Here is a 24,553-nt window from a genome sequence, read left to right as displayed (position 1 = left end):
CATGGCCGTCGTCACACTAACTGACCAGGGCCTTACGCCTTACGGCAGGCGGGCTATTGTGCGCTTCATGGAGACGCCTGACACCGCCGCTGAATCCGCCGCCGAACCCACCGGGGTCGCCGCCCAGGACTGGGCGAAAGCTTCCGCCGAGCCCCACTACCGCGCCGCGGTCGTCGACCTGCTCGGCGCGCTCGCCTACGGGGAGCTGGCGGCGTTCGAGCGGCTCGCCGAGGACGCGAAGCTGGCGCCGACGCTCGGCGACAAGGCGGAGCTGGCGAAGATGGCGTCGGCGGAGTTCCACCATTTCGAGCAGTTGCGGGACCGGCTGTCGGCGATCGGCGCGGAGCCGACCGAGGCCATGGAGCCCTTCGTGGCGGCGCTCGACGGTTTCCACCGCCAGACCGCGCCGTCCGACTGGCTGGAGGGCCTGGTCAAGGCGTACGTCGGTGACTCCATCGCCAGTGACTTCTACCGCGAGGTGGCGGCCCGCCTCGACGTCGATACGCGCGGTCTCGTGCTGGCCGTCCTCGACGACACCGGGCACGCGAGCTTCGCCGTGGAGAAGGTGCGGGCCGCGATCGACGCCGATCCGCGTGTGGGCGGGCGGCTCGCGCTGTGGGCGCGGCGGCTGATGGGCGAGGCCCTCTCGCAGTCGCAGCGGGTCGTCGCCGATCGGGACGCGCTGTCGACCATGCTGGTCGGTGGCGTGGCCGATGGGTTCGACCTCGCCGAGGTCGGGCGGATGTTCTCCCGGATCACTGAGGCGCACACCAAGCGCATGGCCGCGTTGGGTCTGGCGGCCTAGGGACGGACGGGCGGCCTGGGGACGGACGGTCCGGTTCGGAGCCGCGGGCCCCGTTACGCCGTCGCCGAGCGGTGCACTCCCGTGTGCGTCGGGCGGATCAGCAGGGACAGCAGGGACACGGAGACGGCCACCGCTCCCAGCAGTGTCGCGGGGGCGTGGCCGGGGCCGAGTGCCATGTGTGTGATGAAGGCGCCGATGAGGGCGCCGGCGGGGCCGGTCGACAGGACCAGGCTGCGCGCGGGCAGCCGGTGGGCCAGTCGGTGTGCCGTGGCCCAGGCCAGGGCGAGGCCCAGCAGGACGGAGCCGAGTGCTTCCAGGATCACGGTGATGCCCTCCCTCGCGGCCAGGTGCAAATCGGTCGTAGCCGGTCTACCCCAGGTGGCCGGAACGCAACCCTCCATGAGCCGGTGGCCCCGCTGTCACCTCGTACGACCTACAAGTCGTACAACACACAAGTGCGGCCCGGTGGTTGAGAAACCACCGGGCCGCATTCGTGTGCGCGTCCTACAGTCCTACAGGGCGCTGAAGCCCACCTTGCGCGCGGTGGGCTCGCCGAGCTCCACGTACGCGAGGCGGTCGGCCGGAACCAGGACCTTGCGGCCGTGGTCGTCCACGAGGCTCAGCAGCGGCGACTTGCCGGTCAGCGCCTCGGACACCGCGTGCTCGATTTCCTCGGCGCTCTGGCCGCTCTCCAGCACGATCTCGCGGGGCGCGTACTGCACGCCGATCTTGACCTCCACGGCTTTGTCCCTCCGACGGTCAGTCTGTGCGCGGCCGTCCGCGCCGTACCCAGCACACATTAGCCCGGTGAGGGGACGTGGACGGCCGCGGCCGTGAACGCCGGTAGCGAACACAGGACGGGAACAAAAGGGCCAGGTCGTGTCCGGCTCGGGCGTCAGTGGCCCTCGGTGCCGTGCAGCGGGAAGCCCGCGATGCCGCGCCACGCGAGTGACGTCAGCAGCTCCACCGCCTTCTCGCGCGGGACCGTGCTGCGGCTGGCCAGCCAGTACCGGGCGACCACCTGCGAGTAACCGCCGAGGCCGACGGCGAGGAGCATCGCCTCGTCCCTGGGCAGGCCCGTGTCCTCGGCGATGACCTCGCAGATCGCCTCCGCGCACTGGAGCGTGACGCGGTCCACGCGCTCGCGGACCGCGGCCTCGTTCGTCAGGTCCGACTCGAAGACCAGCCGGAACGCGCCGCCCTCGTCCTCGACGTACGCGAAGTAGGCGTCCATCGTCGCGGCGACACGCAGTTTGTTGTCCGAGGTGGACGCCAGTGCCGTGCGGACCGACTGCAGCAGCGACTCGCAGTGCTGGTCGAGCAGGGCCAGGTAGAGGTCGAGCTTGCCGGGAAAGTGCTGGTAGAGCACCGGCTTGCTGACCCCGGCGCGCTCGGCGATGTCATCCATCGCGGCCGCGTGGTAACCCTGTGCGACGAATACTTCCTGGGCGGCGCCGAGAAGTTGGTTCCGTCGGGCACGGCGCGGCAGGCGTGTGCCCCGCGGGCGTGCCGCCTCTGTCTGCTCGATGGCTGTCACGCCGCCTCCCAATCGTCCGATGTGCGGTGTGCGCCGCGCCGCCATCGTACTTTTCGGTAACAGTGATGTGCGCGGTGCGGGCGCAGAATTTCACGGACTGGACCAGCGCGGCGGAGCTCCGCCGCGCTGTGTAGCGGGGCAAATACGGTCAGGTCGGTCCAGCCGGGCCCAGCCCAGCTCAGCGGTAGTCGTCCTCGTCGAGAGTGACCACGCGGGCCTGCTCCGCGAGGTCCGCTTCGCTCGCGGCGTCCGGATCGGCGTCCCGCAGGGAGTCGTCCCTGCTGGGGGTCAGGTCGGCCCGCTGCTCGGCGGTGTCCGCCTCCGGGGCCTCCACGCCGGCCTCGGCGTCGCTCGCGTCCTCTTCCGTCTCGAAGGTCTCGGGGTCGGTCGGGTCGACACTCATGTATGGCTCTCTTCCCTTGCGGTACTGGCGGCCCTTCGTGGGTGCGAGTGCCCTCATCGCCCGCTTTCTATGAGCGTAGGAGAGACCCGGATGGGGCGCTACGCGATCCTTGTGCCATCTGTGACGGCGAACACGTGAACCAGCGCGTGATCGTCTCGTAACATTGCCGCATGTCTTCGACCGAGCTGCCGAATCTGCTGGCCGCCACCAGCTCGCCCAAGCCCGGTGCCGTAGCGGTCGCGGAGGGCGAGCGGCTCGGCTCGGTCGGGCTGCCAGGGCTCACGCTGACCGTGCGTTCGCGGCCCTCGGTCCGCGAAGGACTCCCGCCCGCGCTGTACGTGCACGGGCTCGGCGGCTCCTCGCAGAACTGGTCGGCCCTGATGCCGTTCCTCGAGGACGTCGTCGACTGCGAGGCGATCGACCTGCCGGGGTTCGGCGACTCGCCGCCGCCGGACGACGGTGACTACTCGATCACCGGACACGCCCGCGCCGTCATCCGCTACCTCGACGCGCGCGCCCGCGGACCCGTTCACCTCTTCGGGAACTCCCTGGGCGGCGCCATCACGACGCGTGTCGCCGCGGTGCGACCCGATCTCGTACGTACGTTGACACTGGTCGCGCCCGCGCTGCCCGAGCTGCGGGTGCAGCGCACGGCGGTGCCGACCGGGCTGCTCGCGGTGCCGGGGGTGGCCGCGCTCTTCACGCGGCTCACCAGGGAGTGGACGGCCGAGCAGCGGGTGCGGGGCGTCATGGGGCTCTGTTACGGCGACCCGGGCAAGGTGACGCCGGAAGGTTTCCGCGCGGCGGTGCGGGAAATGGAGCGCAGGCTTCAGCTCCCTTACTTCTGGGACGCGATGACGCGCTCGGCGCGCGGCATCGTCAACGCGTACACGCTGGGCGGCCAGCACGGCCTCTGGCGGCAGGCCGAGCGCGTGCTCGCGCCGACCCTGCTCGTCTACGGCGGGCGTGACCTTCTCGTCTCGTACCGCATGGCACGCAAGGCGGCCGCCGTGTTCCGTGACTCGCGGCTGCTGACGCTGCCCGACGCGGGGCATGTGGCGATGATGGAGGAACCGGAGAGCGTGGCGACCGCCTTCCGCGAACTGCTCGTGGACATCGGCGAGTTGAGCGGACGGAGACCTCCCTCCCGACGCTCCCGTGATGATCGAGACACCTGTGACGCCCGTGACACCCGTGACACCCGTGACGCCCGTGATTCCAGTGACTCTCGTACGGGTTCGGGGAGCTGAGGCGGCGCGTGGGACGGCATAGCCGCCGGGGTCCGGCAGACGCGACTGACAACACGAGCACCTCGGGCACCTCCGGCACCTCGGGCACCTCGGGCACTCCGCCCCCGCAGCAGGGCACCGGAACCGGCACCGGTCGCCGCAGGCGCGCGCCCGCCGGGGACGGGGCGCCGCCCCACGCGGCACGCGGCGGGCACCCCGAGCACCGGGAGCCCGGCGGCGGCTGGGGAGACGTCTCCGGCACCGGGTCGGGGCCGCGCATGGGCGCCGGATACGGCGCGCCCGGCGCGCCGCCGCCCGTGCGGCCGCAGAGGCCCGGCCCCCGGCAGAAGCGGCCCGGCCCCCGCCCGGACTATGTGGAGGCCCGCGATCCGTACGCCTCCGTGACTGACTGGAACGTCACCGACCGGGACGACACCGACTGGGACGACGTCCGCCGGCCCGCCAAAGGCGGCAAGAAGAACACGAAGAGCAAAAGGAACGAGAGGAACAAGAAAAGCGGGTTGGTCCGCGCCCTCACCGGCGTCGCGGCCGCCGCCGTGACCACCGTGCTCGCGGTCGTCGTGGCGGGCCAGGCCGCCGACGGCGAGGGCGAGTCCGACGCCCGGCCCAAGGCCGCCCCCGGCGGTGGCGCGCGCGACACCGGCGACGACCCCGCCTCGCGCTCCGAAGAGCGCCCCAGGCCGCCCGAGGCGCGCGCCGGAGCGCCGGGCGCGATCGCGGTGACGTACGAACAGAGAATCGGCAAGAGGTATCCGCTGGACGCCAAGCTCACGGCCTCCGGTGACTTCGAGGCGATCCCGGGATTCGACAGAGCGCCCGGAAAAGGGCAGCTTTTCCGCTATCGCGTCGACATCGAAAAGGGGCTCGGTCTCGACGGTGGTCTTTTCGCGGAGGCCGTGCAGAAAACCCTGAACGACGACCGGAGTTGGGCGCACGACGGGGCCCGCGCCTTCGAGCGCATTTCATCGGGACGGCCTGATTTCGTCATTACGCTGGCCAGCCCGGGAACGACCGCCGCCTGGTGCGCGAAATCCGGTCTCGACACGACCCAGGACAATGTGTCCTGCGATTCCGCGGCGACGGACCGCGTGATGATCAACGCCTATCGGTGGGCGCAGGGCGCAAAGACCTATGGCGACGCCGTCCAGAAGGCGTACGGCAACGCCATCCACCCGTACCGCCAGATGCTGATCAACCACGAGGTCGGGCACCGGCTCGGCTTCAACCACACGGACTGCGCGAAGGACGGCGACCTCGCGCCCGTCATGCAGCAGCAGACGAAGTTCCTGGACCACGACGGGATCAAGTGCAAGGCCAACCCCTGGGCGTTCCCCGAGGGTTGACCCGCGGGCCGGCAACTGCTGGACGCGGCCCGCTTCGGTGGTCGCTTTGACATTCGTCGGAAGTTCGTTCATATTTCTGCGCATGTCGAACCGTCACGCCCCTTCGAGCGCCGCCATCGAGCTGGCGCTGCTCGGCGTGACCGCGCTCTGCGTGGCCGACGTCCACTGTTGCTGACGCCCGCCCCGGCGAGTGCGTCGCTCTCTCACGGCCAGTTCTGTGCCGCGTTCATTTCCCACAGCTCTGCGCTGCTTCTTCCCGCACCCTCCCCGGGGTCAGCTCTGCGTCATTTCCGCTGATCCGCCGCCCTCGCGCGGCGTTTTCCCGAGAGGTCTCCTCCAATGCGTCAACCGTCCGTCACAGCCCGCCGCGTGGCTGCGGCATCCGTCAGCCTGGTCCTGGCCTCGGGCGCCGTCGCCTGCGCGGGCCCGAAGGGCAACGACGCCGGGAGCGGCGGCGACGGCACGCCCGCGAAGGGCGGCACGCTCACCGTCCTCAACCGCGACCCGCAGACCGACTTCGACCCCGCACGGCTCTACACCTCCGGCGGGGGAAACGTGCCGAGCCTCGTCTTCCGCACCCTGACCACCCGCAACCGCGAGGACGGCGCCAAGGGCGCGGAGGTCGTACCGGACCTCGCCACGGACCTGGGCAGGCCGAGCAGGAACGCCACGGTGTGGACGTACACCCTGAAGAAGGGGCTCAAGTACGAGGACGGTTCGCCGATCACCTCCGCGGACGTGAAGTACGGCATCGAGCGCTCCTTCGCCGCCGAACTCAGCGGTGGCGCCCCCTATTTGAGGGACTGGCTCATCGGCGGTGACAAATACCAGGGCCCTTACGAGGACAAGAGCGGCAAGGGGCTCGCGTCGATCGACACGCCCGACGAGCGGACCATCGTCTTCCATCTGAACAAGCCCGAGGGCGAGTTCCCCTACCTGGCCACCCAGACCCAGTTCACGCCCGTACCCAAGAGCAAGGACAAGGGCACGAAGTACGAGGAGCACCCGCTCTCCTCCGGGCCCTACAAGGTCGTCAGGAACGACAACGACGGGGAGCGGCTGCGCCTGGAACGCAATCCGCACTGGTCCGCGAGGACCGACGCGGAGCGGAAGGCGTACCCGGACGTCATCGACGTACGCTCCGGACTCGACTCCTCCGTCATCAACCAGCGGCTCTCCGCGGGCCAGGGCGCTGACGCCGCCGCCGTCACCACCGACACCAACCTCGGTCCGGCCGAACTCGCCAAGGTCACCGGCGACAAGGAACTCGCCTCGCACGTCGGCACCGGACACTTCGGGTACACGAACTACCTCGCGTTCAACCCTAAGGTGAAGCCCTTCGACGACCCCAAGGTGCGCCAGGCCATCTCGTACGCCGTGGACCGCTCCTCGGTGGTCAACGCCGCCGGCGGCTCCTCGCTCGCCGAGCCCGCCACCACGTACCTGCCGAACCAGAAGTCCTTCGGATACACGAAGTACGACCACTTCCCGGCGGGCGCGTCCGGCAATCCGGAGAAGGCCAGGGAACTGCTGAAGGAGGCCGGTCACAAGGACGGGCTCACCGTCACGCTCACGCACTCCAACGCCAAGGACTTCGAGACCAGCCCCGAGATCGCGACCGCGGTCCAGGACGCCCTGAAGAAGGCGGGCATCACCGTCAAGCTGGAGGGACTCGAGGAGAACGACTACTCCGACAAGATCCACAGCACCAAGGACGAGCCCGGCCTCTTCCTCTCCCACTGGGGCGCCGACTGGCCCTCCGGCGGCCCCTTCCTCGCCCCGATCTTCGACGGGCGGCAGATCGTGGAGGACGGCGCCAACTTCAACACCGGCTTCCTCGACGACAAGTCCGTCAACGACGAGATCGACGAGATCAACAAGCTGACCGACCTGAAGGCCGCCGCCGAGCGCTGGGGCGCCCTCGACAAGAAGATCGGCGAGAAGGCGCTGACCGTGCCGCTCTTCCACCCGGTCTACAAGCGGCTGTACGGCAAGGACGTCAAGAACATCGTGATCAGCGACTGGACCGGCGTCCTGGACGTCTCCCAGGTCGCGGTGGAGTCGTCGTGACCGGCGGCTCCGTCTTCCCGGGGCGCCGCATCGTCTCCCGGGGGCGTCACACGGTCTTGCGGGGGCGCCGCACGCTCTTCTGGGGGCGGCTGCGCGAGCAGCGCGCCGCCCTCGTCGCGGCGGCCGTCGTCGCGCTGCTCGTCCTCGTGGCGCTCGCCGCGCCGCTGCTCACGGCCCTGGAGGGGCAGGACCCCACCACGTATCACCCGGACCTGATCGACTCGGCGCGCGGCGGCGTGCCGGTCGGCCCGTTCGGCGGGATCAGCGGCGAGCACTGGCTCGGCGTCGAACCGCAGACCGGGCGCGACCTGTTCGCGCGCCTCGTTTACGGGGCGCGGGTCTCGCTCGGCGTCGCGCTCGCCGCGACCGTCGTACAGGTGTTCATCGGGGTCGTGGTCGGCGTCGCGGCCGGGTTCGGCAACCGCTGGGTGGACCAGGTGCTCAGCCGCGCCACCGACGTCATCGTGGCCCTGCCGCTGATGGTCCTGGCGCTCGCGCTGATGGCGGTCGTGCCGAGCGGCTTTCCACGGCCCGTGCTCGTCGCCCTGGTCATCGGGCTCGTCGCCTGGGGCAGCGTGGCCAAGATCGTGCGGGCGCAGACCGTCACGCTCAAGGAACTCGACCACGTGGCCGCGGCGCGGCTCAGCGGCTGGGGCTCCGTCCGCATCGCCCGGCGCGAGCTGCTGCCCGCGCTCGCCGCGCCTGTCATCACGTACGCCGCGCTGCTCGTCCCCGCGAACATCACGGTCGAGGCCGCGCTCTCCTTCCTCGGCGTCGGCGTGAAGCCGCCGACCGCCTCGTGGGGGCAGATGCTGACGGCCGCGGATGTCTGGTACCAGGCGGCACCGCAGTATCTGCTGTACCCGGCGGGCGCGCTGTTCGTGACCGTCCTCGCGCTCACCGTGCTCGGTGACGGGGTGCGCACGGCGCTCGATCCGCGGGCCGCCTCGCGGCTGCGGATCGGCACGGGACGCAAGCGGGAGGCGCACGCATGACGGGCTTCGCGCGCCTCTCCGGCTTCCTGTTGCGGCGTCTCGTCGGCGCCCTCGTCACGCTCCTCGCCATCTCCGTGATCATCTACGCGGTGTTCTACGTCGCTCCGGGCGACGTCGCCCAGATCACCTGCGGCCCACGCTGCTCGCCCGCGCAAGTCCAGCAGGTCGCCGAGCAGCTGCGCCTCGACGACCCGCTGTACGTCCGCTACTGGGACTTCCTCCAAGGCGTGTTCGTCGGCCACGACTACTCGACCGGTACCGGCGTCGAGCACTGCGAGGCGCCCTGTCTCGGGCTCTCCTACCGGAGCGACCAGCAGGTCACCGCGCTGATCGTGGCGAAGCTGCCGGTCACGGCGTCGCTGGCGCTCGGCGCGATGGTGATGTGGCTGATCCTGGGCGTCGGCACCGGCGTGCTCTCCGCCTGGCGGCGCGGCCGGCTCAGCGAGCGCGTCCTGACCGCCGTCACACTGGCGGGCACCGCCACGCCCGTCTTCGTGATCGGCCTGCTGCTGATGATCGTGGTCTGCGGACAGCTCCAGTGGCTGCCCTTCCCGCAGTACGTCGACTTCGGCGCCGACCCGACGCAGTGGGCGTGGAACCTCCTGCTGCCCTGGCTGTCGCTCGCGCTGATCGAGGCCGCCAAGTACGCGCGGCTGACGCGCTCCTCGATGCTGGAGACGCTCGCCGACGACCATGTACGGACCTTTCGCGCGTACGGAGTCGGGGAGCGGTCGATCATCGGCAAGCACGCGCTGCGGGGCGCCGTGGCGCCCGTCATCGCCCTGACCGCCAACGACGTCGGGTCGATGTTCGGCGGCGCCGTGCTCAGCGAGACGCTGTTCGGCCTCCCCGGGCTCGGCCGCGAACTCGTGCACGCCGTGAAGGTCGTCGACCTGCCGGTGGTGGTCGGCCTGGTCATGGTCACCGGCTTCTTCGTGGTGCTCGCCAATGCCGTCGCGGACGTGCTGTACGCGGTGGCCGACCGACGGGTGGTGCTGTCGTGAACCTCGTCCAAGTGGAGGGTCTGCGCGTGGTGTTCGGGTCCGGCGTACGCGCCGTCGACGGGCTCTCCTTCACCCTGGAGGCGGGCGGCGCGCTCGCCCTCGTCGGCGAGTCCGGCTCCGGCAAGTCGACCGTGGCGTCCGCGCTGCTCGGGCTCCACCGGGGCACGGGCGCGCGCGTCGACGGATCGGTGCGGGTCGCCGGCGTCGACGTACAGGAGGCGTCGGAGGCGGAGCTGCGGAGGCTGCGCGGCGGGAAGGTCGCGATGGTCTTCCAGGACCCGCTCTCCTCCCTCGACCCGTACTACGCGGTGGGCGACCAGATCGCCGAGGTGTACCGCGTGCACACCGGGGCGTCCCGACGGGCGGCACGCGCGCGTGCCGTGCACGTGCTCGACCGGGTCGGCATCCCCGACGCGGTACGCCGCTCTCGCTCGCGCCCGCACGAGTTCAGCGGCGGCATGCGCCAACGCACGCTCATCGCCATGGCCCTGGCGTGCGAACCCGCGCTGCTGATCGCCGACGAGCCGACCACCGCGCTCGACGTCACCGTCCAGGCCCAGATCCTCGACCTGCTGCACACGCTGCGGGACGAGACCGGCATGGGGCTGCTCCTGGTCACCCATGACGTGGGCGTCGCGGCGGAGAGCGCCGACGAGGTCCTGGTCATGCGGGGCGGGCGCGCGGTGGAGCGGGGGGCGGTGCGGGACGTCCTGGCCGCGCCTCGCGAGCCGTACACCCGGGAACTTCTGGGGGCCGTGCCACGGGTGGACGCGCCGCGGGCGTTGCCGCCTCTGAAGGAGACGGACGCGGAGGTCGTGCTCGAAGCGATCGGGCTCCGGAGGGAGTTCGGCCGCGGGAAGCGCGCCGTCACCGCCGTCGACGACGTCTCGCTCGGCGTCCGCCGCGGGGAGACCCTCGGCATCGTGGGCGAGAGCGGCAGCGGCAAGACCACGCTGGGGCGCATGCTCGTGGGCCTGCTGGAGCCGAGCGCGGGGCGGCTGCGCCACGAAGGTGTGGAGAAGCGAGGCGGCCAGGTGGACCCCGGGGTGCAGATGGTGTTCCAGGACCCCGTCGCCTCGCTCAACCCGCGCCGCTCGATCGGTGAGTCCGTCGCCGACCCGCTGCGCGCGCGGGGCGAGAGCGACGCCTTCGTACGGGGGCGTACGCGCGAACTACTGGAGCGCGTGGGACTCGAACCGGCGCACTACGACCGCTATCCGCACGAGTTCAGCGGCGGCCAGCGGCAGCGCGTCGGCATCGCACGGGCGCTCGCCGCCGAGCCCCGGATCATCGTGTGCGACGAACCGGTGTCCGCCCTCGACGTGACGACACAGGCGCAAGTGACCGGCCTGCTCGCCCAGTTGCAACGCGAGCTGGGCCTGACGCTCGTCTTCATCGCGCACGACCTCGCGGTCGTACGCCAGGTCAGCGACCGGGTCGCGGTGATGAGGAAGGGCCGGATCGTCGAGTACGGAACCGTCGACGAGGTCTACGGCTCGCCCCGGGACCCGTACACGAGGCGGCTGCTCGCGGCCGTGCCGTCCCTCGATCCGGAGGCGACCGCGCGGCGGCGCGAGACCCGCAAGGAGCCGGCCGCGGCCTGACGCTCCGTAGGCCCTCCGTAGGCCCTCGGCAGGCCCTCCGCAGGTGCTCCGTAGGCACTCCGTAGCGAAAGGGGACTTCGGTGGCACCATAGCGCGACCGAACGCCCCCGGCACGGGAAAGTTACGGCCGTTCACCCCTTTTGGTGGCGCGATGGACAACCGTCCGTCGCGCCACCCGCATGCCCCATACGTTCGTCCCGCTGCGAGCCGCCGATCCAACGGCGGCTCCCCAGACGGGAGATCGGGGGTGCACTCGTGCGCGTTGCACTGCTTACGGAGGGTGGCTATCCGTATGTGAGTGGTGAGGGACGACTGTGGTGCGACCGGCTCGTGCGCGGGCTCGGGCAGCACGAGTTCGACGTCTACGCGCTCAGCCGCGGTGAGCGGCAGGAGGCGCGGGGCTGGATCGAACTCCCGCCGCAGGTCGCGCGGGTGCGCACGGCACCGCTGTGGTCCGTCGACGACGAGGCGCTGCGCGGCGCCGGGCCCCGCGGCGGGCGCGGCCGACGGGCGCGGCGGCGGTTCGCGGAGTGCTTCGGGGAGCTGGCCGATGTGGTGTGCCGGGGCGGGGCCGACAGGTCGGGCCCCCCGAGGGGCGGGAGCTGGGGTGATGGCGCTCCGGAGGCGGACTCCGGCGCTGTGGCGGACCGTTTCGCCAACGCGCTGTACGGACTCGCCGAACTCGCCCGTGACCAGGGCGGCCTGGTCGCCGCCCTGCGCTCCGAGGCCGCCGTGCGGGCGCTGGAGAGCGCCTGCCGCGCGCCCGGCGCACTGGGCGCGGCCCGCACCGCGCGGGTGGCCGACCTGCTCGTCGCCGCCGGGCTGATCGAGCGGTCGCTGCGGCCGCTCTCCCTCGACTGGTACGAGGACGACGCGCTCGGCGCGGCCGACCTGTGCCACGCCACCTCCGGCGGACCCGCGGCGGTGCCCGGGCTGCTCGCCAAGCACTTCGCGGGGGTCCCGCTCCTCCTGACCGAGTACGGCGTGCGGCTGCGCGCGCACCACCTCGCCGCGGGCGGCATGGACCTGAGCGCGCCGGCGCGCGCGCTGCTGGGCTCCTTCCACGGCCTCCTGGCCGCCGAGGTGTACGACCGGGCCGTCCTGATCACCCCCGGCAACACCCACGCCCGCCGCTGGCAGGAGCGCTGCGGCGCCGACCGCGCCAAGCTGCGCACGGTCTACCCCGGCATGGAGTCCGGCCGCTTCTCGGAGATCGGCGAGCGGGGCTATGACGACTTGGCCACCGCCCCCGACACGCTCCTCTGGGTCGGCCGCGTCGAACCCGCCAAGGACCTGGTCTCCCTGCTCCACGCCTTCGCCGAGGTCCGCGGGGAGCGGCCGAGGGCGCGTCTGCGGATCGTCGGGGCGCCCGCCGAGGGGCGCGAGGCCCTGGACTATCTCGCGCACTGCCGGGTGCTCGCCGCGCAGCTCTTCCCGGACGAGGCGGAGGGGGCGCATGCCGTCGGCGACAACCCCGTCTCCTTCGAGGAGATCGGCGGGCCGGAGGTGCCGGAGCTAGCCGACGCGTATGCCGCGGGCGGCGTGGTGGTGCTCTCCAGCGTCGTCGAGGGGTTCCCGATCAGCCTGGTCGAGGCCATGTTCTGCGGGCGCGCGACGGTCTCGACGGACGTCGGCGCGGTGGTGGAGGTCATCGGCGGCACGGGACTCGTCGTACCGCCGCGCAATCCGCGGGCGCTCGCGGAGGCGTGCGTGGCGCTCCTGCGCGACCCCGCGCGCTGCGCACGCCTCGGCGCGGCGGCGCGGGCGCGGGCCCTCGAACTCTTCACCGTCGAGCAGAACGTCGCGGCATTTCGCGGCATTTACCTGGAGATCGTCTCGCACTGCCCGGTACGGCACGACACGACATCCGACCCGGTCCCGTTCGCGACCCCGGCCGAGGCGCACGTGCCCGGACGGTGGGCGGCCGCGGTGAACCCCACGCCGGGCACGGAAGGCGGCGGGGTCCCGAGCTGGGCCGTGCCGGTCAAAGGGACGGACGGAAGGCAGCAGCTGAAGGGAGCGGCGGCCGTATGACGCGACAGGAGGGTGGTGCCGTGGATGCGCCGCAGGCCTTAGGGAGCGCGGGCGCTGTGGATGTGCCCCGGGCGCCCGAGAGGGCGAGCGGGTGGGACTCGCGGTCGGAGGAACTGCTGACGGACGCGGGGCTGCCGGGCACGCCCGTCTGGGGACGGTCCATTCCTGGCTTCGGGGAGGGCGCTCTCCGTGGTGACGCGGGCGGCGGCGATGGCGACGAGGGCGACAGCGGGTGGGATGCGGGCGGGCGCGGACGCGGGGGCGGCAGCCGTGGCGAGGCGGGGGAGGAGGACGTCGCTGGGCGTGCGTGGGCGGGGCGGGTGGTGGCGGGCAAGGTTGCGCGGCGTGGGAGTGGCGATCCCGTGAAAGTTCTTATGCGCCGGCACCGGCGGCTGTGCGAGCAGGCCGTTGACCCGTTGGAGATCGTGGCGGGGCTGGAGGCGCACGGTGTGACCGACCGGGCCGCCGCGCGCTACCGGCACCGGGACGTGTTCGCCCTGGCCGAGGAGATGTACGCGCGCGTGCCGCGCGGTGAAGACGACGGCAGGCGTGGCACCTCCGGCGCCGGAACCGACGTACGCGGTGAGTCAGAAGTACCGCCCGGTTGGGCCCTGTTCACGCTGCTGCCCGGCGCGGTGTGCGCGGCGGCCGTGGCCGGGCTCGGCCTGACCGCCGGGGGCACGCGGCCCGCGGTGGCGGTCGGTGGCGCGCTCGCCGTGGCCCTGGCGCTGCGGATCACCCTGCGGACCGGGCCGCTGCGCGCAGGCGCCCGCCCGACGTCCGCCACGCGCGCGTGGGCGTGCTGGCTCATCGCGTACGCACTGCTGGGCGACGGCCTGCTGAGGGGCGCCGTCGCGGGCGGCCCCGACGAGCCGGGCGACCTCTGGGAGCCCGCCACCACCGCCGTCCTCGGCCTCGCCCTCGCCGTGGCGCCCGCGGCCTGGTGCGCCCGGCTCTTCGCCGTACGGGCCAACGCGCGGCTGCGGACCAGCCGCGGACTCGACGACTTCACCGCCTCCGTAAGGCCCCTGCTGCTCGGCGTCGTCACGCTGTTCCTCGCCGCGCTCGGAGCGTCGCTCGCGGCGGCGGACGCGGTAGCGGACGTGACGGCCGCGGCGATCGGCACTCCCCGCGGCACTCCTTCCGGCACTCCTTCCGGCGCCCCCGGCGGCGCCTCGGCCCTCGCCGGGACCGGCGCGCTCGGCGCCCTGCTGCTGCTCGCCCGGCTGCTCGGCGTGTACGGCTTCAGGCGCGCCCCCGCCCTGCTGCTCGGCACCGCCGGAGCGTGCGAAGTGGCAGCGCTCGTCACGGTCTTCGCGGGGCGTCTGCCGGGGTGCGGCGCGGCGGCGGCACCCGTCACGGCGGCCGTCGACACCTGGGGCCCCGGCGTCGTCCCGGCCGCCGTCTGCGGGGCCGCCGCCCTCGCCCTCCTGATCCACGCGGCCAGGACCCTGACCCTGGCCTCGGCCCACGCCGGTCCCGGCGACGCGACGTGAGCCGCCGGCCGCAGGCCTACGAGACCACTCTCCCGCGGGGCCGACACCGCGGGCCTCATCCCCGTGACCCATGGCACCACCCTGAAGGAGAAAGACAGATGACCACCGGTAGTCGCCTCCGCCTCCGCGCGGCCACCCCGGGAGGCGCCCGATGAGGGTGCTGCTGATCGGAGCCAACGGATATCTCGGCCGGTTCGTCGCCGACCGACTGCTCGCCGACCCCGCGGTGCAACTCACCGCGCTCGGCCGCGGCGACGACTCGGACGTACGGTTCGACCTCGCCAGCGGCAGCCCCGGAGCGCTCACCCGCTTCCTGGACGCCGTGCACCCGGGCGTCGTCGTCAACTGCGCGGGCGCCACCCGAGGCGGCGCCCGCGAGCTGACCCGGCACAACACCGTCGCCGTCGCCACCATCTGCGAGGCCCTGCGCCGCAGCGGCTGCGGGGCACGGCTCGTGCAGCTGGGCTGCGGCGCCGAGTACGGGCCGAGCCAGCCGGGCTCCTCGACCGCCGAGGACGCCGTGCCGAGGCCCGGCGGGCCCTACGGCGTCAGCAAACTGGCGGCGACCGAACTCGTGCTCGGCTCCGGCCTCGACGCAGTCGTCCTGCGGGTGTTCTCGCCCGCCGGGCCCGGCACACCCGCCGGGTCACCGCTCGGCCGGCTCGCGGAGGCCATGCGGCGCGCGATGCAGGCGGGCGACGGCGAGCTGAAGCTCGGCGGCCTCGGCGTGCAGCGGGACTTCGTCGACGTACGCGACGTGGCGCGGGCCGTGCACGCCGCCTCGCTCTCCGCCGCCCAGGGCGTCGTGAACATCGGCGCGGGCCGTGCCGTACGGCTGCGCGACGCGGCCGCCGTGCTGGCCCGCGTCGCCGGGTACGGCGGCGCCCTGCATGAACTCGACCAGGTGCCCATGCGGGCGGTCATCGGCCACCCCCGCGCCGAATCGGAGCACGGGGGCCCGGCCGCGTACCCCTACCCGGACGGCTGCGGCAGCTGGCAGCAGGCCGATGTGCGCACCGCGCGCGACCGGCTCGGCTGGCGGCCCCGCATCAACCTCGAAGAGTCGCTCGCCGACATCTGGATGGAGGCCGCATGCCGCATCTGACCAGGACCACGAGAGGGGTCGCGAGCACCGACGTACGCATCGGGTTCGGCATCCCGGGCTTCGCGCACCCTCTCGTCGCCCCCGACGAATGGGCCGAACTCACCAGGCCCGGCACCCCTTTGAAGTGGGTTGTCCTGAATGTCGCGAAAGGTGCGGGAGAGCGGCCCGACCCGCACTGCCTGCAAGCGGCGGGACGCCTCCGGAACGCGGGTGTCCGTGTGCTCGGCCATCTCGACGCGAAGTGCGGCGTCCGCCCCTTCGGGGAACTCGTCTCCGACGCGCACCGCTACCTCGACTGGTACCAGGTCGACGGCTTCTCGCTGGACCGCTGTCCCACGGAGCGGGCCGCGCTCCCAGAGGTGCGCAGAACCGTCACCACGCTGCGCGCGCTCGTTGGCGACGCCCACATCGTGCTCGGCCACGGGACGCATCCGTATCCCGGATACGCCGAAACGGGCGACCAGTTGGTGACCTTCGCCGGGCCCTGGAGCGACTACCGCTGGTCGCAGGTGGCCGAGTGGACCGCCGACCACCCGCCCGAGCGCTTCTGCCACTTCGTGCACGGCATGCCGCGCGGACACCTGGAGGAGGCGCTGCGCATCGCCCGCTGGCAGGGCGCCTCGACGATCTACTTCACCGACCGCGTGGACGGGGGTGGTCCGGGCGACCCCTGGGAGACCATGCCCGCGTACTGGGACGAAATCGTCTCGCGTATCGGAACGGGTGTCTCGGAATGAAGAAGGGCGTGGCAGTGTTACGGAGAGAACAACCGTACGTAGGAACCGACCAACGGAGTCCCCGTGTCGCTGCCACCCCTGGTCGAGCCCGCATCTGAGCTCACCGTCGACGAGGTCCGCCGGTACTCCCGCCACCTGATCATCCCGGATGTCGGGATGGACGGGCAGAAGCGGCTGAAGAACGCCAAGGTGCTGTGTGTCGGCGCCGGTGGCCTCGGGTCCCCGGCGCTGATGTACCTCGCCGCGGCCGGTGTCGGCACCCTCGGCATCGTCGAGTTCGACGAGGTCGACGAGTCCAATCTGCAGCGGCAGATCATCCACAGCCAGGCGGACATCGGCCGCTCGAAGGCGGAGTCCGCGAAGGACTCGGTCCTCGGCATCAACCCGTACGTGAACGTGGTCCTGCACGAGGAGCGGCTCGAGGCCGACAACGTGATGGACATCTTCAGCCAGTACGACCTGATCGTCGACGGCACGGACAACTTCGCGACGCGCTACCTGGTCAACGACGCGTGCGTGCTCCTCAACAAGCCCTACGTCTGGGGTTCGATCTACCGTTTCGACGGCCAGGCGTCGGTCTTCTGGAGCGAGCACGGCCCGTGCTACCGCTGCCTCTACCCGGAGCCCCCGCCGCCCGGCATGGTGCCCTCCTGCGCCGAGGGCGGCGTGCTCGGCGTGCTGTGCGCGTCGATCGGCTCCATCCAGGTCAACGAGGCCATCAAGCTCCTCGCGGGCATCGGCGAGCCGCTGGTCGGCCGCCTGATGATCTACGACGCCCTGGAGATGCAGTACCGCCAGGTCAAGGTCCGCAAGGACCCCGACTGCGCGGTCTGCGGCGAGAACCCCACCGTCACCGAACTCATCGACTACGAGGCCTTCTGCGGCGTCGTGTCCGAGGAGGCCCAGGAGGCGGCGGCCGGCGCGACGATCACTCCCAAGCAGCTCAAGGAGTGGATCGACGAAGGCGAGAACATCGAGATCATCGACGTCCGGGAGATCAACGAGTACGAGATCGTCTCGATCCCCGGCGCCAAGCTGATCCCCAAGAACGAGTTCCTCATGGGCACCGCCCTGGAGGGCCTCCCGCAGGACAAGAAGATCGTCTTGCACTGCAAGACGGGTGTCCGCAGTGCGGAAGTCCTCGCCGTCCTGAAGTCGGCGGGCTTCTCGGACGCGGTGCACGTGGGCGGCGGCGTGATCGGCTGGGTCCACCAGATCGAGCCCCACAAGCCGGTGTACTGACCCAACCTGCTGGAAAAGCCCCGCTCACCTTCGGTGAGCGGGGCTTTCCTCATGAGCAGACCTTGCCGTCCTTCGGGACGGTGCCGTCCAGCAGATAGCCGTCGACCGCGTCGTCGACGCAACTGCTGCCGTTGCCGTACGCGCCGTGGCCCTCGCCCTTCCAGGTCATGTGGACGCCGACGCCCTTGCCTAGCTCGTCCGCCATCTTGCGGGCGCCCTCGTAGGGAGTGGCCGGGTCGCCGGTGTTGCCGATGACCAGGATCGGGGCGGCGCCCGGCGCGCTCACCTCGGGGGACTCGTGCTGGCCGGCCACGGGCCAGTCGTAACACCAGCCCGCCGTGTCCCAGCCCAGGAACCCTCCGAAGACCGGCGAGATCTCGCGGAACCGGTCCAGGCGCTTCTTGGCCTCCTCCGGAGTGGAGCGCTCCTTGCTGTCCAGGCAGGAGATCGCCCGCTGGGAGTGGCTCTGGGTGCTGTAGCGCCCGGAGGGATCGCGCTCGTTGTAGGCGTCGGCGAGCTGGAGCAGCGCCGTGCCGTCGCCCTTCTCGGCGTCCTCCAGACCGCGGGTGAGCGCGGGCCAGCTCTGCTTGCTGTACAGCGTGACCAGGACGCCCGTGCTCGCCAGGGACTCGGTCAGCTTGCGGCCGCCGGAGGTGCGCATCGGCTCGCGGTCCACGCGCTCAAGGAGGTCCGCCACCTTCTTGGACCCCGCGTCGGGGTCCTCGCCGCGGGACTTGAAGTAGTTGTCCAGGGCGCGCTGGAAGCCTCGCGCCTGGTTCTCCGCGTGGCCGACCGAGTCCGCGCCGGGGTCGACGACCGCGTCCATGGCGAGACGGCCGACGCGCTTGGGGAACAGGTGCGCGTACGTACCACCGAGCTCGGTGCCGTACGAGACGCCCATGTAGTGCAGCTTGTCGTCGCCGAGGACTTGGCGCATGAGGTCCATGTCGCGGGCGGCTTCGGTGGTCGACACATGCCCGATGAGCTTCTTCGCGCCGCGTGCGCAGCCCGCGCCGAAGTCCGCCGCGTCCTTGAAGTACGCCTTCTCCTCGGCCGGGGTGTCCGGCGTGAGGTCGACCTTCTCCTCGGCGGCCTGCGTCGTCCTGTCGTCGCGGCAGCGCAGGCCCTCGCTGGCCCCGACCCCGCGCGGGTCGAAGCTCACCAGGTCGTACCGCTCGCGCAGCGTGTCGTACATGTCGGCGAAGGACGGCAGGCCGGAGACGCCGGAGCCGCCGGGCCCGCCGAAGTTGAAGACGAGCGAGCCGATGCGGTCGCCCTTGCCGGTGGACTTGGCGCGGATCAGGGCGATGCCGATGGTCTCGCCGTCCGGCTCCGCGTAGTCCAGAGGGACCTTGAGCGTGGCGCACTGCCAGCCGGTGCCCGGCGCGGTGCCGCCCTCGGGGGCCTTGCAGCCGCCCCAGTCCAGCTTCTGCGCGGCGAGGCCCTTGCCGGCGCCTTTCCCGTCGCTCTTCCCGCTCTTGTCGCCGCTCTTGTCGTCGTCGGAGGAACCACCGCAACCGACGGCGAGCCCCGCCACGAGAATCCCTGCGGCGGCCAGCGCCGCTGACCGTACGAAACGCTGCATGAAGGCGCTTCCCCCCTTGGAAGACAGTCAAGCCATAGTAGGCGGGGCCACTGACAGCGACTTGGGTGGGTTTGCCGGGCTCGGCCGTCAGGAGCAGACGGTCCCCGACTTCGGGACCCTGCCGTCGAGCAGATAGCCGTCCACCGCGTCGCGCACGCACGTGTTCTTGCTGTCGTACGCCCCATGCCCCTGGCCCTTGTACGTCAGCTCGACACCGACGCCCTCGCCGAGCGCCCGCGCCATCTCGCGCGCGCCCTCGTAAGGAGTGGCCGGGTCGCCGGTGTTGCCGATGACGACGATGGGCGGCGCGCCGTCGGCGCCGACGTCCGGGTGGTCGGCCTGGCCCTCGACCGGCCAGTCGGCGCAGCCGACCATGCCCCACGCCAGGTAGTCGCCGAACAGCGGTGACGCCTTCCGGAAGTCGGGCAGCTTCTCTTCGACGTACTGCGTGGAGTAACGCTCCTTGTCGTCCGCGCAGTTGATCGAGACGTTGGCGGCCTGGATGTTGCTGTACTCGCCGTCCTCGTTGCGCCCGTTCATCGAGTCCGAGAGCGCCATCAGGATCCTGCCGTCACCGTCGTACGCCTCTTCGAGGCCCTGGGTGAGATAGGGCCAGAAGTCCTTGGAGTACAGGGACTGCGCGATGCCGTTGGTGGCGGCGGTCTGGGTCAGCTCGCGGGGCGGGAGGCCGGGGATCGGTTTGCGGTCCAGGTCCTGGAGCAGCTTGGCGATCCTGTCCTTGACGTCCTGCTCCGTGTCGCCGACCGGGCAGTCCGTGACCTTGGAGGTGCAGTCCTTCGCGAAGTTGTCGAGAGCGAGCTGGAAGCCCTTGGCCTGGCCGAGAGAGCCCTCCTCGGCGTTCTGGGTGGGGTCGACGACCGCGTCGAAGACGGCCCGCCCCACCTTCTTCGGGAACAGGTGTGCGTAGACGCCGCCGAGTTCGGTGCCGTACGAGATGCCGAAGTAGTGCAGCTTGTCGTCGCCGAGCACCTGGCGCATCAGGTCCATGTCGCGGGCCGCGTCGGTGGTGCGGACGTGGGGGAGCGTCTTGCCGGAGTTCTTCTCGCAGGCGCTGTTGAATGCCTTGACGCTGTCGACCAGCTTCTTGCGCTCGGTGTCGTCGTCGGGCGTGGAGTCCTGCTGGAAGTAGGCGTCGAGCTGTTCGTCGTCCTGGCACTTGATCCCGGCGCTGCGGCCGACGCCGCGCGGGTCGAAGCTCACCAGGTCGTAGCGCGTGCGCAGCTTGGCGTACTCCGAACCGAAAGCGGGCAGCGTGGTGACGCCGGAGCCGCCGGGGCCGCCGAAGTTGAAGACGAGGGAGCCGATGCGGTCGCCCTTGCCGCCGCTCGCGGCCGCCTTGATCAACGCGATGCCGATCGTGTCGCCCTCCGGCTTCGACCAGTCGAGGGGCGCCTTCATGGTGGCGCACTGCCATGCGGCGCCGCCGGGCAGCGGGGAGGGCGCGTCACCCCCGCCTTCGGAGGCGGCGGGCGCGGGGCAGTCCTTCCAGCTCAGCTTCTGAGCCGACAGGTCCTCCTCGTCCTTGGAGTCACCGCCGCCGCACGCCGCGAGCGTGGCGGACAGAAGCAGGGTGGCGGCGGCCAGGACGCCGGGGCGTGGCGGGGGCTGTGAGGGCATGTGCCCATCCTGCGGGGGGTCATGGCGGGGCGCTCGGGGCGCGGGCCGTGCGGGTGAGGGAAGCCGTCCTGTCCGGCTCGACGGCGTCCCGAAGGGGCGCCGGGCATCCGCGACCAGCCAGGACGCTCCCGCAGACGACACACCGCCCTCCCAGATGACGCACTGCCCCTCCCAGCGGAGCGCTAAAGCAGCCCCTTCCTTGTGAGGTGGTTGAAGAACAGCCACCCCGGGAGCACAGGAAGCCACAGCGTCAGAAGCCGGTAGAGCAGTACCGCGGGCGCCGCCACGTCCTTGGGGACGCCGACCGCGATCAGGCCGAAGGTCAGCGTGGCCTCCACGGCGCCCACACCGCCGGGCGTCGGCGCCGCCGATCCCAGCGCGTTGCCCGCGAGGAAGACCACCGCGACGCTCGCGAGGCTCAGCGAGGTCATCTGTTCGTTGCCGAAGGCCCGCACAGAAGCGTCGAGACAGAGTACGAACATCAGGGTCAGCAGCAGCATCCCGCCGATGCCGGTGAGCAGCTTCTGCGGTCGCTGCAGCACGTCCAGCATGCGCGGTACGACACCCGCGAAAAGCGACCGCACGCGCGTGACGACGAATTTCCGCAGGAACGGGATGGCCGTCACCACGAGCACGAGCACCGCGACCGAGAGAAGGCCGGCGATGACCGTGCGGGACGGTGTGAACGACGGCGTCTTCTCCGTCCCCGTCAGATAGCCGAAGACGAGCAGCAGCAGGATGTGCGAGCCGAGACCGAAGAGCTGCGAGGCCCCGACGCTCGCCACCGCGAGCCCGGAGCGCACCCCGGAGCGCTGCAGGAAGCGCGTGTTGAGCGCGACACCGCCGACCGCGGCGGGCGCCACGATCTTCACGAACGACCCGGCGACCTGCGCCGCCACCGCCCGCAGGAACGGCACCCGCTCCGGTACGAAGCCCAGCAGGCTCATCGCCGCGGCGAAGTAGCTCAGCGCGGAGAACCCGACGGCGGCGGCCACCCAGCCCCACTCGGCCTCCTGGAAGAGCGTGCCGAACTCGACGTGGGTGAGCTGCGACAGCAGGAAGTACGCGCCGATGGCACCGGCGATGAAACTGATCAGCGTGCGGGGCCTGATCCGCTCCAGCTGCGCCGGCTCGACCGGCGCCGTCGGGCGGATGAGCAGCACCTGGTGGCGGATCTGGGTGAGCAGATCCTCCTCGCGCGCCTGCTCCAGAGCCTCGTCTATGGCCTGCTTCTCGGCCTGCCGCTCCTGCTTGGCGGCCTGCTTCTCCTGCTTCTGGGCCTGCTTGTCCGTACGTACGCCTTCGGCGACCTCCTCGGAGACCTCCGCGCGCACGGCCTGTCTGGACCTGCGGGAGGCCTCCAGGACCGCCTCGCGCTCGCGCTGCGACCGCTCGCGCGCCAGCTTGCGCAGGGTGGCGCGGGTGGAGCGGGTGAGGGCGATCGGCTGGAGCAGCGGCAGACAGTCGGCCACCGCGTCCGGGCCGAGGATCTCGACGGCGGCGGCGACCGCGCGCTCGGCGCCCACGCGCAGGCCGAGGGCGGTCAGGAGCTGGGCGATGTCCATCCGCAGGACCAGGTCGCCCGCGGCGATCTCGCCGCCGCGCAGGTCGGTGAGGATGACCGTGCCGGAACGATCCACCAGCACCGCGTCGCCCGCGAGTCTGCGGTGCGCGATGCGCCGGGACTGCAGCGCCCGCACCTGCCGCCAGGCCTCGCACAGCAGTTCGTCGGTGATGGAGTCGTCCGGCAGGGAGTCCAGGGAGCGGCCGCCCGTGTGCTCGTAGACGAGCATCACCGCGTCGGGGCCCAGCTCGGAGGTGGCGATGAGTTTCGGCGCGTTGGCCCCGGCGGCGATCGCCGCGTACGCGAGGAGGGCCTCCTGCTCCAGGGCCTGGCGCAGGGACTGCAGACTGCGCCGCTGGGTGATGCCGCGCAGCGTCAGCCTGCGCCAGACGCGGTAGAAGAAGCCCTGTGCCTGTTGTTCACGGTCGATGACCGTGACGTCCAGGGGCGCGCCGTCCTCCATGGTGACGAAGTAGCGGCGGCCGCGGTCGCCGTGCTCGCTGTCCGGGGACTCCTCGCGGGAGGCGCTCACGGGGCGGAAACCGACGTGCCGCAGGCCCGCCAGCAGCGTCTGCCCGGTGGGCCGTACGTTCGGCGAGCCGACCGCGTAGAGCGTGCCGTACGCCACGGTCCAGCCGATGAGCACCGTCAGGAGGATCGAGAACGGCGTCGTGTAGCCGGTGACCAGCATCGTGAACGCGTCGAGCAGCAGTACGACGAAGAGCACCAGGCGCCAGCGCGGTCTGCGGGACATGCCGACAGCGGTCATGTACGCGATGACGGGCGCGAGATAGCCGTGCACCGGGTCGGTGAACGCGTGGAGGTCCGCGGGGGACGGCTTGGTGAGCGCGTCCTGGATGGAGTCCGGGGCGGCCTTGGCGACCCAGAGGTCGGTGGCCAGCGTCACGCCGTGCGCGAGGACGGCCGCCAGGACGCCGTCGGCGATGCGCAGGCCGTCCCGCTTGATCAGCCGTTCGATGGCGAACGCGACGGGGACGAGCAGCACGCCGATGCTGGCGACGAGACCCGCCACCTTGATCAGCAGGTCGGGTGCCTGGTCCGTGCCCTTGTCGATGTCCTGTTCGAGCCCGGACGTCGTGCCGTGCGCGAACGCGGCGATCGCGAGGAGCACGACGATCGCGAGGATGCCGACGAGCAGCCGCATGAGGTCGGAGGGGCGGTGCACGCGCGCGGAGAGCAGCGGTTCGTCGCGCTCCACACGGTCGGCGTGCGCTCCGCTGTCGCCGCAGTCGTCGGGATCGAAGCTGTCGTCGCCGGGCTCGCCGTTGCCGGTCTTGTCGGTCTTGTCGGCCTTCAGGGCGGGCTCACCGGTGTCCGGGCGTGACTCGGACGCAGAGGTGCCCGCCTTCTCATCGGGATGCACGCCCTGCTGCTCCGTCGTCTCTTCTTGATCTCGTATCACCAGTCACCGCCCGCACGATGGTGGCATGCCTGGTCGCTACAGGGAGGCACCAGGGGGCAACGCAAGGACGCGAAGTGGTCACGAAACGACACTTTGCGCCCTGCCGACAGCCCCGCGGGACGCTCCGCGGCGGGCCCGTCGCGGTGTCGGTGGGGTACGGCAGGATGGTCCGGATGAGCGAGGAGAGCCGAGAGCGACAGGTGCCGTCCGAGGATGTGGAGCAGGCGCTTCCGGAGTACGCGGAGCGGGTCCTCGACGTCGCGGAGCTGATCCCTCCGGGGCGCGTGATGACGTACGGAGACGTCGCCGAGTGGCTGGAGGAGGGCGGCCCGCGCCAGGTGGGGCGGGTGATGGCTCTCTACGGGGGAGGCGTTCCGTGGTGGCGCGTCGTGCGCTCCGACGGGGTCCTGCTGCCGGGCCACGAACTGCGTGCCCTGGAGCGCTACCGCGAGGAGGGCACTCCCTTGCGGCAGGCTCCGCGCGCCGCCCAGGGACATGTGCCCAAGCTCGACATGCGGCAGGCGCGGTGGGACGGGTGTGACATACGTGACGGGCGCGACCTGCGCGGTGCGTGTGATGTGCGTGACATGCCTGGCGCGGTGGAGACGGCGGGCGTGGTGTCGGCTCGTGCCGTGAGCGTCGCCGGGGGTGCCGGGGGTGCCGGGGGTGCCGGGGGTGCCGGGGATGCCGGGGGTGCCGAGGGTGGAGCGGTGGGCGC

At 71.6% G+C, this 24,553-nt stretch carries 20 protein-coding genes and 1 pseudogene; 14 read left to right on the top strand and 7 right to left on the bottom strand.

From position 1 onward, the window contains the following. Positions 1-67: 67 nt before the first annotated feature. The gene (locus ACWDZ7_RS06130) at positions 68-805 is read left to right on the top strand and encodes a ferritin-like fold-containing protein (RefSeq protein WP_451512647.1); all 738 of its coding nucleotides are present in this window, start codon (positions 68-70) and stop codon (positions 803-805) included. Positions 806-858: 53 nt separating this feature from the next. On the opposite strand, the gene ACWDZ7_RS06125 is transcribed toward ACWDZ7_RS06130, so the two are convergent. The 4 genes from ACWDZ7_RS06125 to ACWDZ7_RS06110 form a co-directional block, all read right to left on the bottom strand. After that, positions 859-1,128: a hypothetical protein gene (locus ACWDZ7_RS06125; protein ID WP_451795208.1), complete on the bottom strand. Its 270-nt coding sequence runs from the start codon at positions 1,126-1,128 to the stop codon at positions 859-861. A gap of 189 nt (positions 1,129-1,317) precedes the next feature. Next, positions 1,318-1,545 (bottom strand): DUF3107 domain-containing protein, encoded by a 228-nt coding sequence (locus ACWDZ7_RS06120; RefSeq protein ID WP_194138286.1) that lies wholly within the window; start codon positions 1,543-1,545, stop codon positions 1,318-1,320. Positions 1,546-1,700: 155 nt separating this feature from the next. Beyond that, positions 1,701-2,342 (bottom strand): TetR/AcrR family transcriptional regulator, encoded by a 642-nt coding sequence (locus tag ACWDZ7_RS06115; RefSeq protein ID WP_451795207.1) that lies wholly within the window; start codon positions 2,340-2,342, stop codon positions 1,701-1,703. 178 nt (positions 2,343-2,520) lie between these two features. Then, positions 2,521-2,745: a hypothetical protein gene (locus ACWDZ7_RS06110; RefSeq protein ID WP_451795206.1), complete on the bottom strand. Its 225-nt coding sequence runs from the start codon at positions 2,743-2,745 to the stop codon at positions 2,521-2,523. A 170-nt stretch (positions 2,746-2,915) separates the two neighbouring features. Here ACWDZ7_RS06110 and ACWDZ7_RS06105 point away from each other — a divergent pair, with 170 nt between their 5' ends. The 12 genes from ACWDZ7_RS06105 to moeZ all read left to right on the top strand — a co-directional run bounded on the left by ACWDZ7_RS06105 (position 2,916) and on the right by moeZ (position 17,625). Next, entirely contained in the window at positions 2,916-3,995 is a 1,080-nt protein-coding gene (locus ACWDZ7_RS06105) for an alpha/beta fold hydrolase (RefSeq protein ID WP_451795205.1), read from the top strand. 8 nt (positions 3,996-4,003) lie between these two features. Further along, a complete protein-coding gene (locus ACWDZ7_RS06100; protein WP_451795204.1) occupies positions 4,004-5,338 on the top strand; it encodes a DUF3152 domain-containing protein in 1,335 nt (444 codons plus the stop codon). A gap of 82 nt (positions 5,339-5,420) precedes the next feature. After that, positions 5,421-5,513 (top strand): Ms4533A family Cys-rich leader peptide, encoded by a 93-nt coding sequence (locus ACWDZ7_RS06095; protein WP_451512653.1) that lies wholly within the window; start codon positions 5,421-5,423, stop codon positions 5,511-5,513. Positions 5,514-5,677: 164 nt separating this feature from the next. Then, positions 5,678-7,408 (top strand): ABC transporter substrate-binding protein, encoded by a 1,731-nt coding sequence (locus ACWDZ7_RS06090; RefSeq protein WP_451795203.1) that lies wholly within the window; start codon positions 5,678-5,680, stop codon positions 7,406-7,408. 29 nt (positions 7,409-7,437) lie between these two features. Further along, on the top strand, positions 7,438-8,403 hold the full coding sequence (locus tag ACWDZ7_RS06085; RefSeq protein WP_451795379.1) for an ABC transporter permease: 966 nt from the start codon (positions 7,438-7,440) through the stop codon (positions 8,401-8,403). Next, positions 8,400-9,407: an ABC transporter permease gene (locus ACWDZ7_RS06080; protein ID WP_451795201.1), complete on the top strand. Its 1,008-nt coding sequence runs from the start codon at positions 8,400-8,402 to the stop codon at positions 9,405-9,407. Before ACWDZ7_RS06085 ends, ACWDZ7_RS06080 begins: the two co-directional genes overlap by 4 nt. After that, entirely contained in the window at positions 9,404-11,011 is a 1,608-nt protein-coding gene (locus ACWDZ7_RS06075; RefSeq protein WP_451795200.1) for a dipeptide ABC transporter ATP-binding protein, read from the top strand. The genes ACWDZ7_RS06080 and ACWDZ7_RS06075 overlap by 4 nt, the downstream gene beginning before the upstream one ends. Before the next feature lie 255 nt (positions 11,012-11,266). Next, positions 11,267-13,045 (top strand): DUF3492 domain-containing protein, encoded by a 1,779-nt coding sequence (locus tag ACWDZ7_RS06070; protein ID WP_451795199.1) that lies wholly within the window; start codon positions 11,267-11,269, stop codon positions 13,043-13,045. After that, positions 13,042-14,541, top strand: coding sequence for a hypothetical protein (locus ACWDZ7_RS06065; RefSeq protein ID WP_451795198.1), 1,500 nt, complete (start codon positions 13,042-13,044; stop codon positions 14,539-14,541). The genes ACWDZ7_RS06070 and ACWDZ7_RS06065 overlap by 4 nt, the downstream gene beginning before the upstream one ends. Before the next feature lie 151 nt (positions 14,542-14,692). After that, entirely contained in the window at positions 14,693-15,646 is a 954-nt protein-coding gene (locus ACWDZ7_RS06060) for an NAD-dependent epimerase/dehydratase family protein (RefSeq protein WP_451795196.1), read from the top strand. Next, entirely contained in the window at positions 15,634-16,383 is a 750-nt protein-coding gene (locus ACWDZ7_RS06055) for a spherulation-specific family 4 protein (RefSeq protein ID WP_451795194.1), read from the top strand. Before ACWDZ7_RS06060 ends, ACWDZ7_RS06055 begins: the two co-directional genes overlap by 13 nt. A gap of 63 nt (positions 16,384-16,446) precedes the next feature. Beyond that, the gene (gene moeZ, locus ACWDZ7_RS06050; RefSeq protein ID WP_451795192.1) at positions 16,447-17,625 is read left to right on the top strand and encodes an adenylyltransferase/sulfurtransferase MoeZ; all 1,179 of its coding nucleotides are present in this window, start codon (positions 16,447-16,449) and stop codon (positions 17,623-17,625) included. A gap of 49 nt (positions 17,626-17,674) precedes the next feature. Here moeZ and ACWDZ7_RS06045 read toward each other — a convergent pair whose 3' ends face one another. The 3 genes from ACWDZ7_RS06045 to ACWDZ7_RS06035 form a co-directional block, all read right to left on the bottom strand. Then, entirely contained in the window at positions 17,675-19,210 is a 1,536-nt protein-coding gene (locus ACWDZ7_RS06045; protein WP_451795190.1) for an alpha/beta hydrolase, read from the bottom strand. A gap of 87 nt (positions 19,211-19,297) precedes the next feature. Beyond that, on the bottom strand, positions 19,298-20,848 hold the full coding sequence (locus ACWDZ7_RS06040) for an alpha/beta hydrolase (protein WP_451795188.1): 1,551 nt from the start codon (positions 20,846-20,848) through the stop codon (positions 19,298-19,300). A gap of 182 nt (positions 20,849-21,030) precedes the next feature. Further along, positions 21,031-23,835: a lysylphosphatidylglycerol synthase domain-containing protein gene (locus ACWDZ7_RS06035; protein ID WP_451795187.1), complete on the bottom strand. Its 2,805-nt coding sequence runs from the start codon at positions 23,833-23,835 to the stop codon at positions 21,031-21,033. Positions 23,836-24,008: 173 nt separating this feature from the next. On the opposite strand from ACWDZ7_RS06035, the pseudogene ACWDZ7_RS06030 reads away from it, so the two are divergent. Beyond that, a pseudogene (locus tag ACWDZ7_RS06030) lies at positions 24,009-24,371 on the top strand (MGMT family protein); the annotation flags it as partial. Between the last annotated feature and the right edge of the window lie 182 nt (positions 24,372-24,553).

The sequence above is a fragment of the Streptomyces sp. NPDC003032 genome (assembly GCF_053591415.1).
This window is presented reverse-complemented; position numbering and strand designations above follow the sequence as displayed.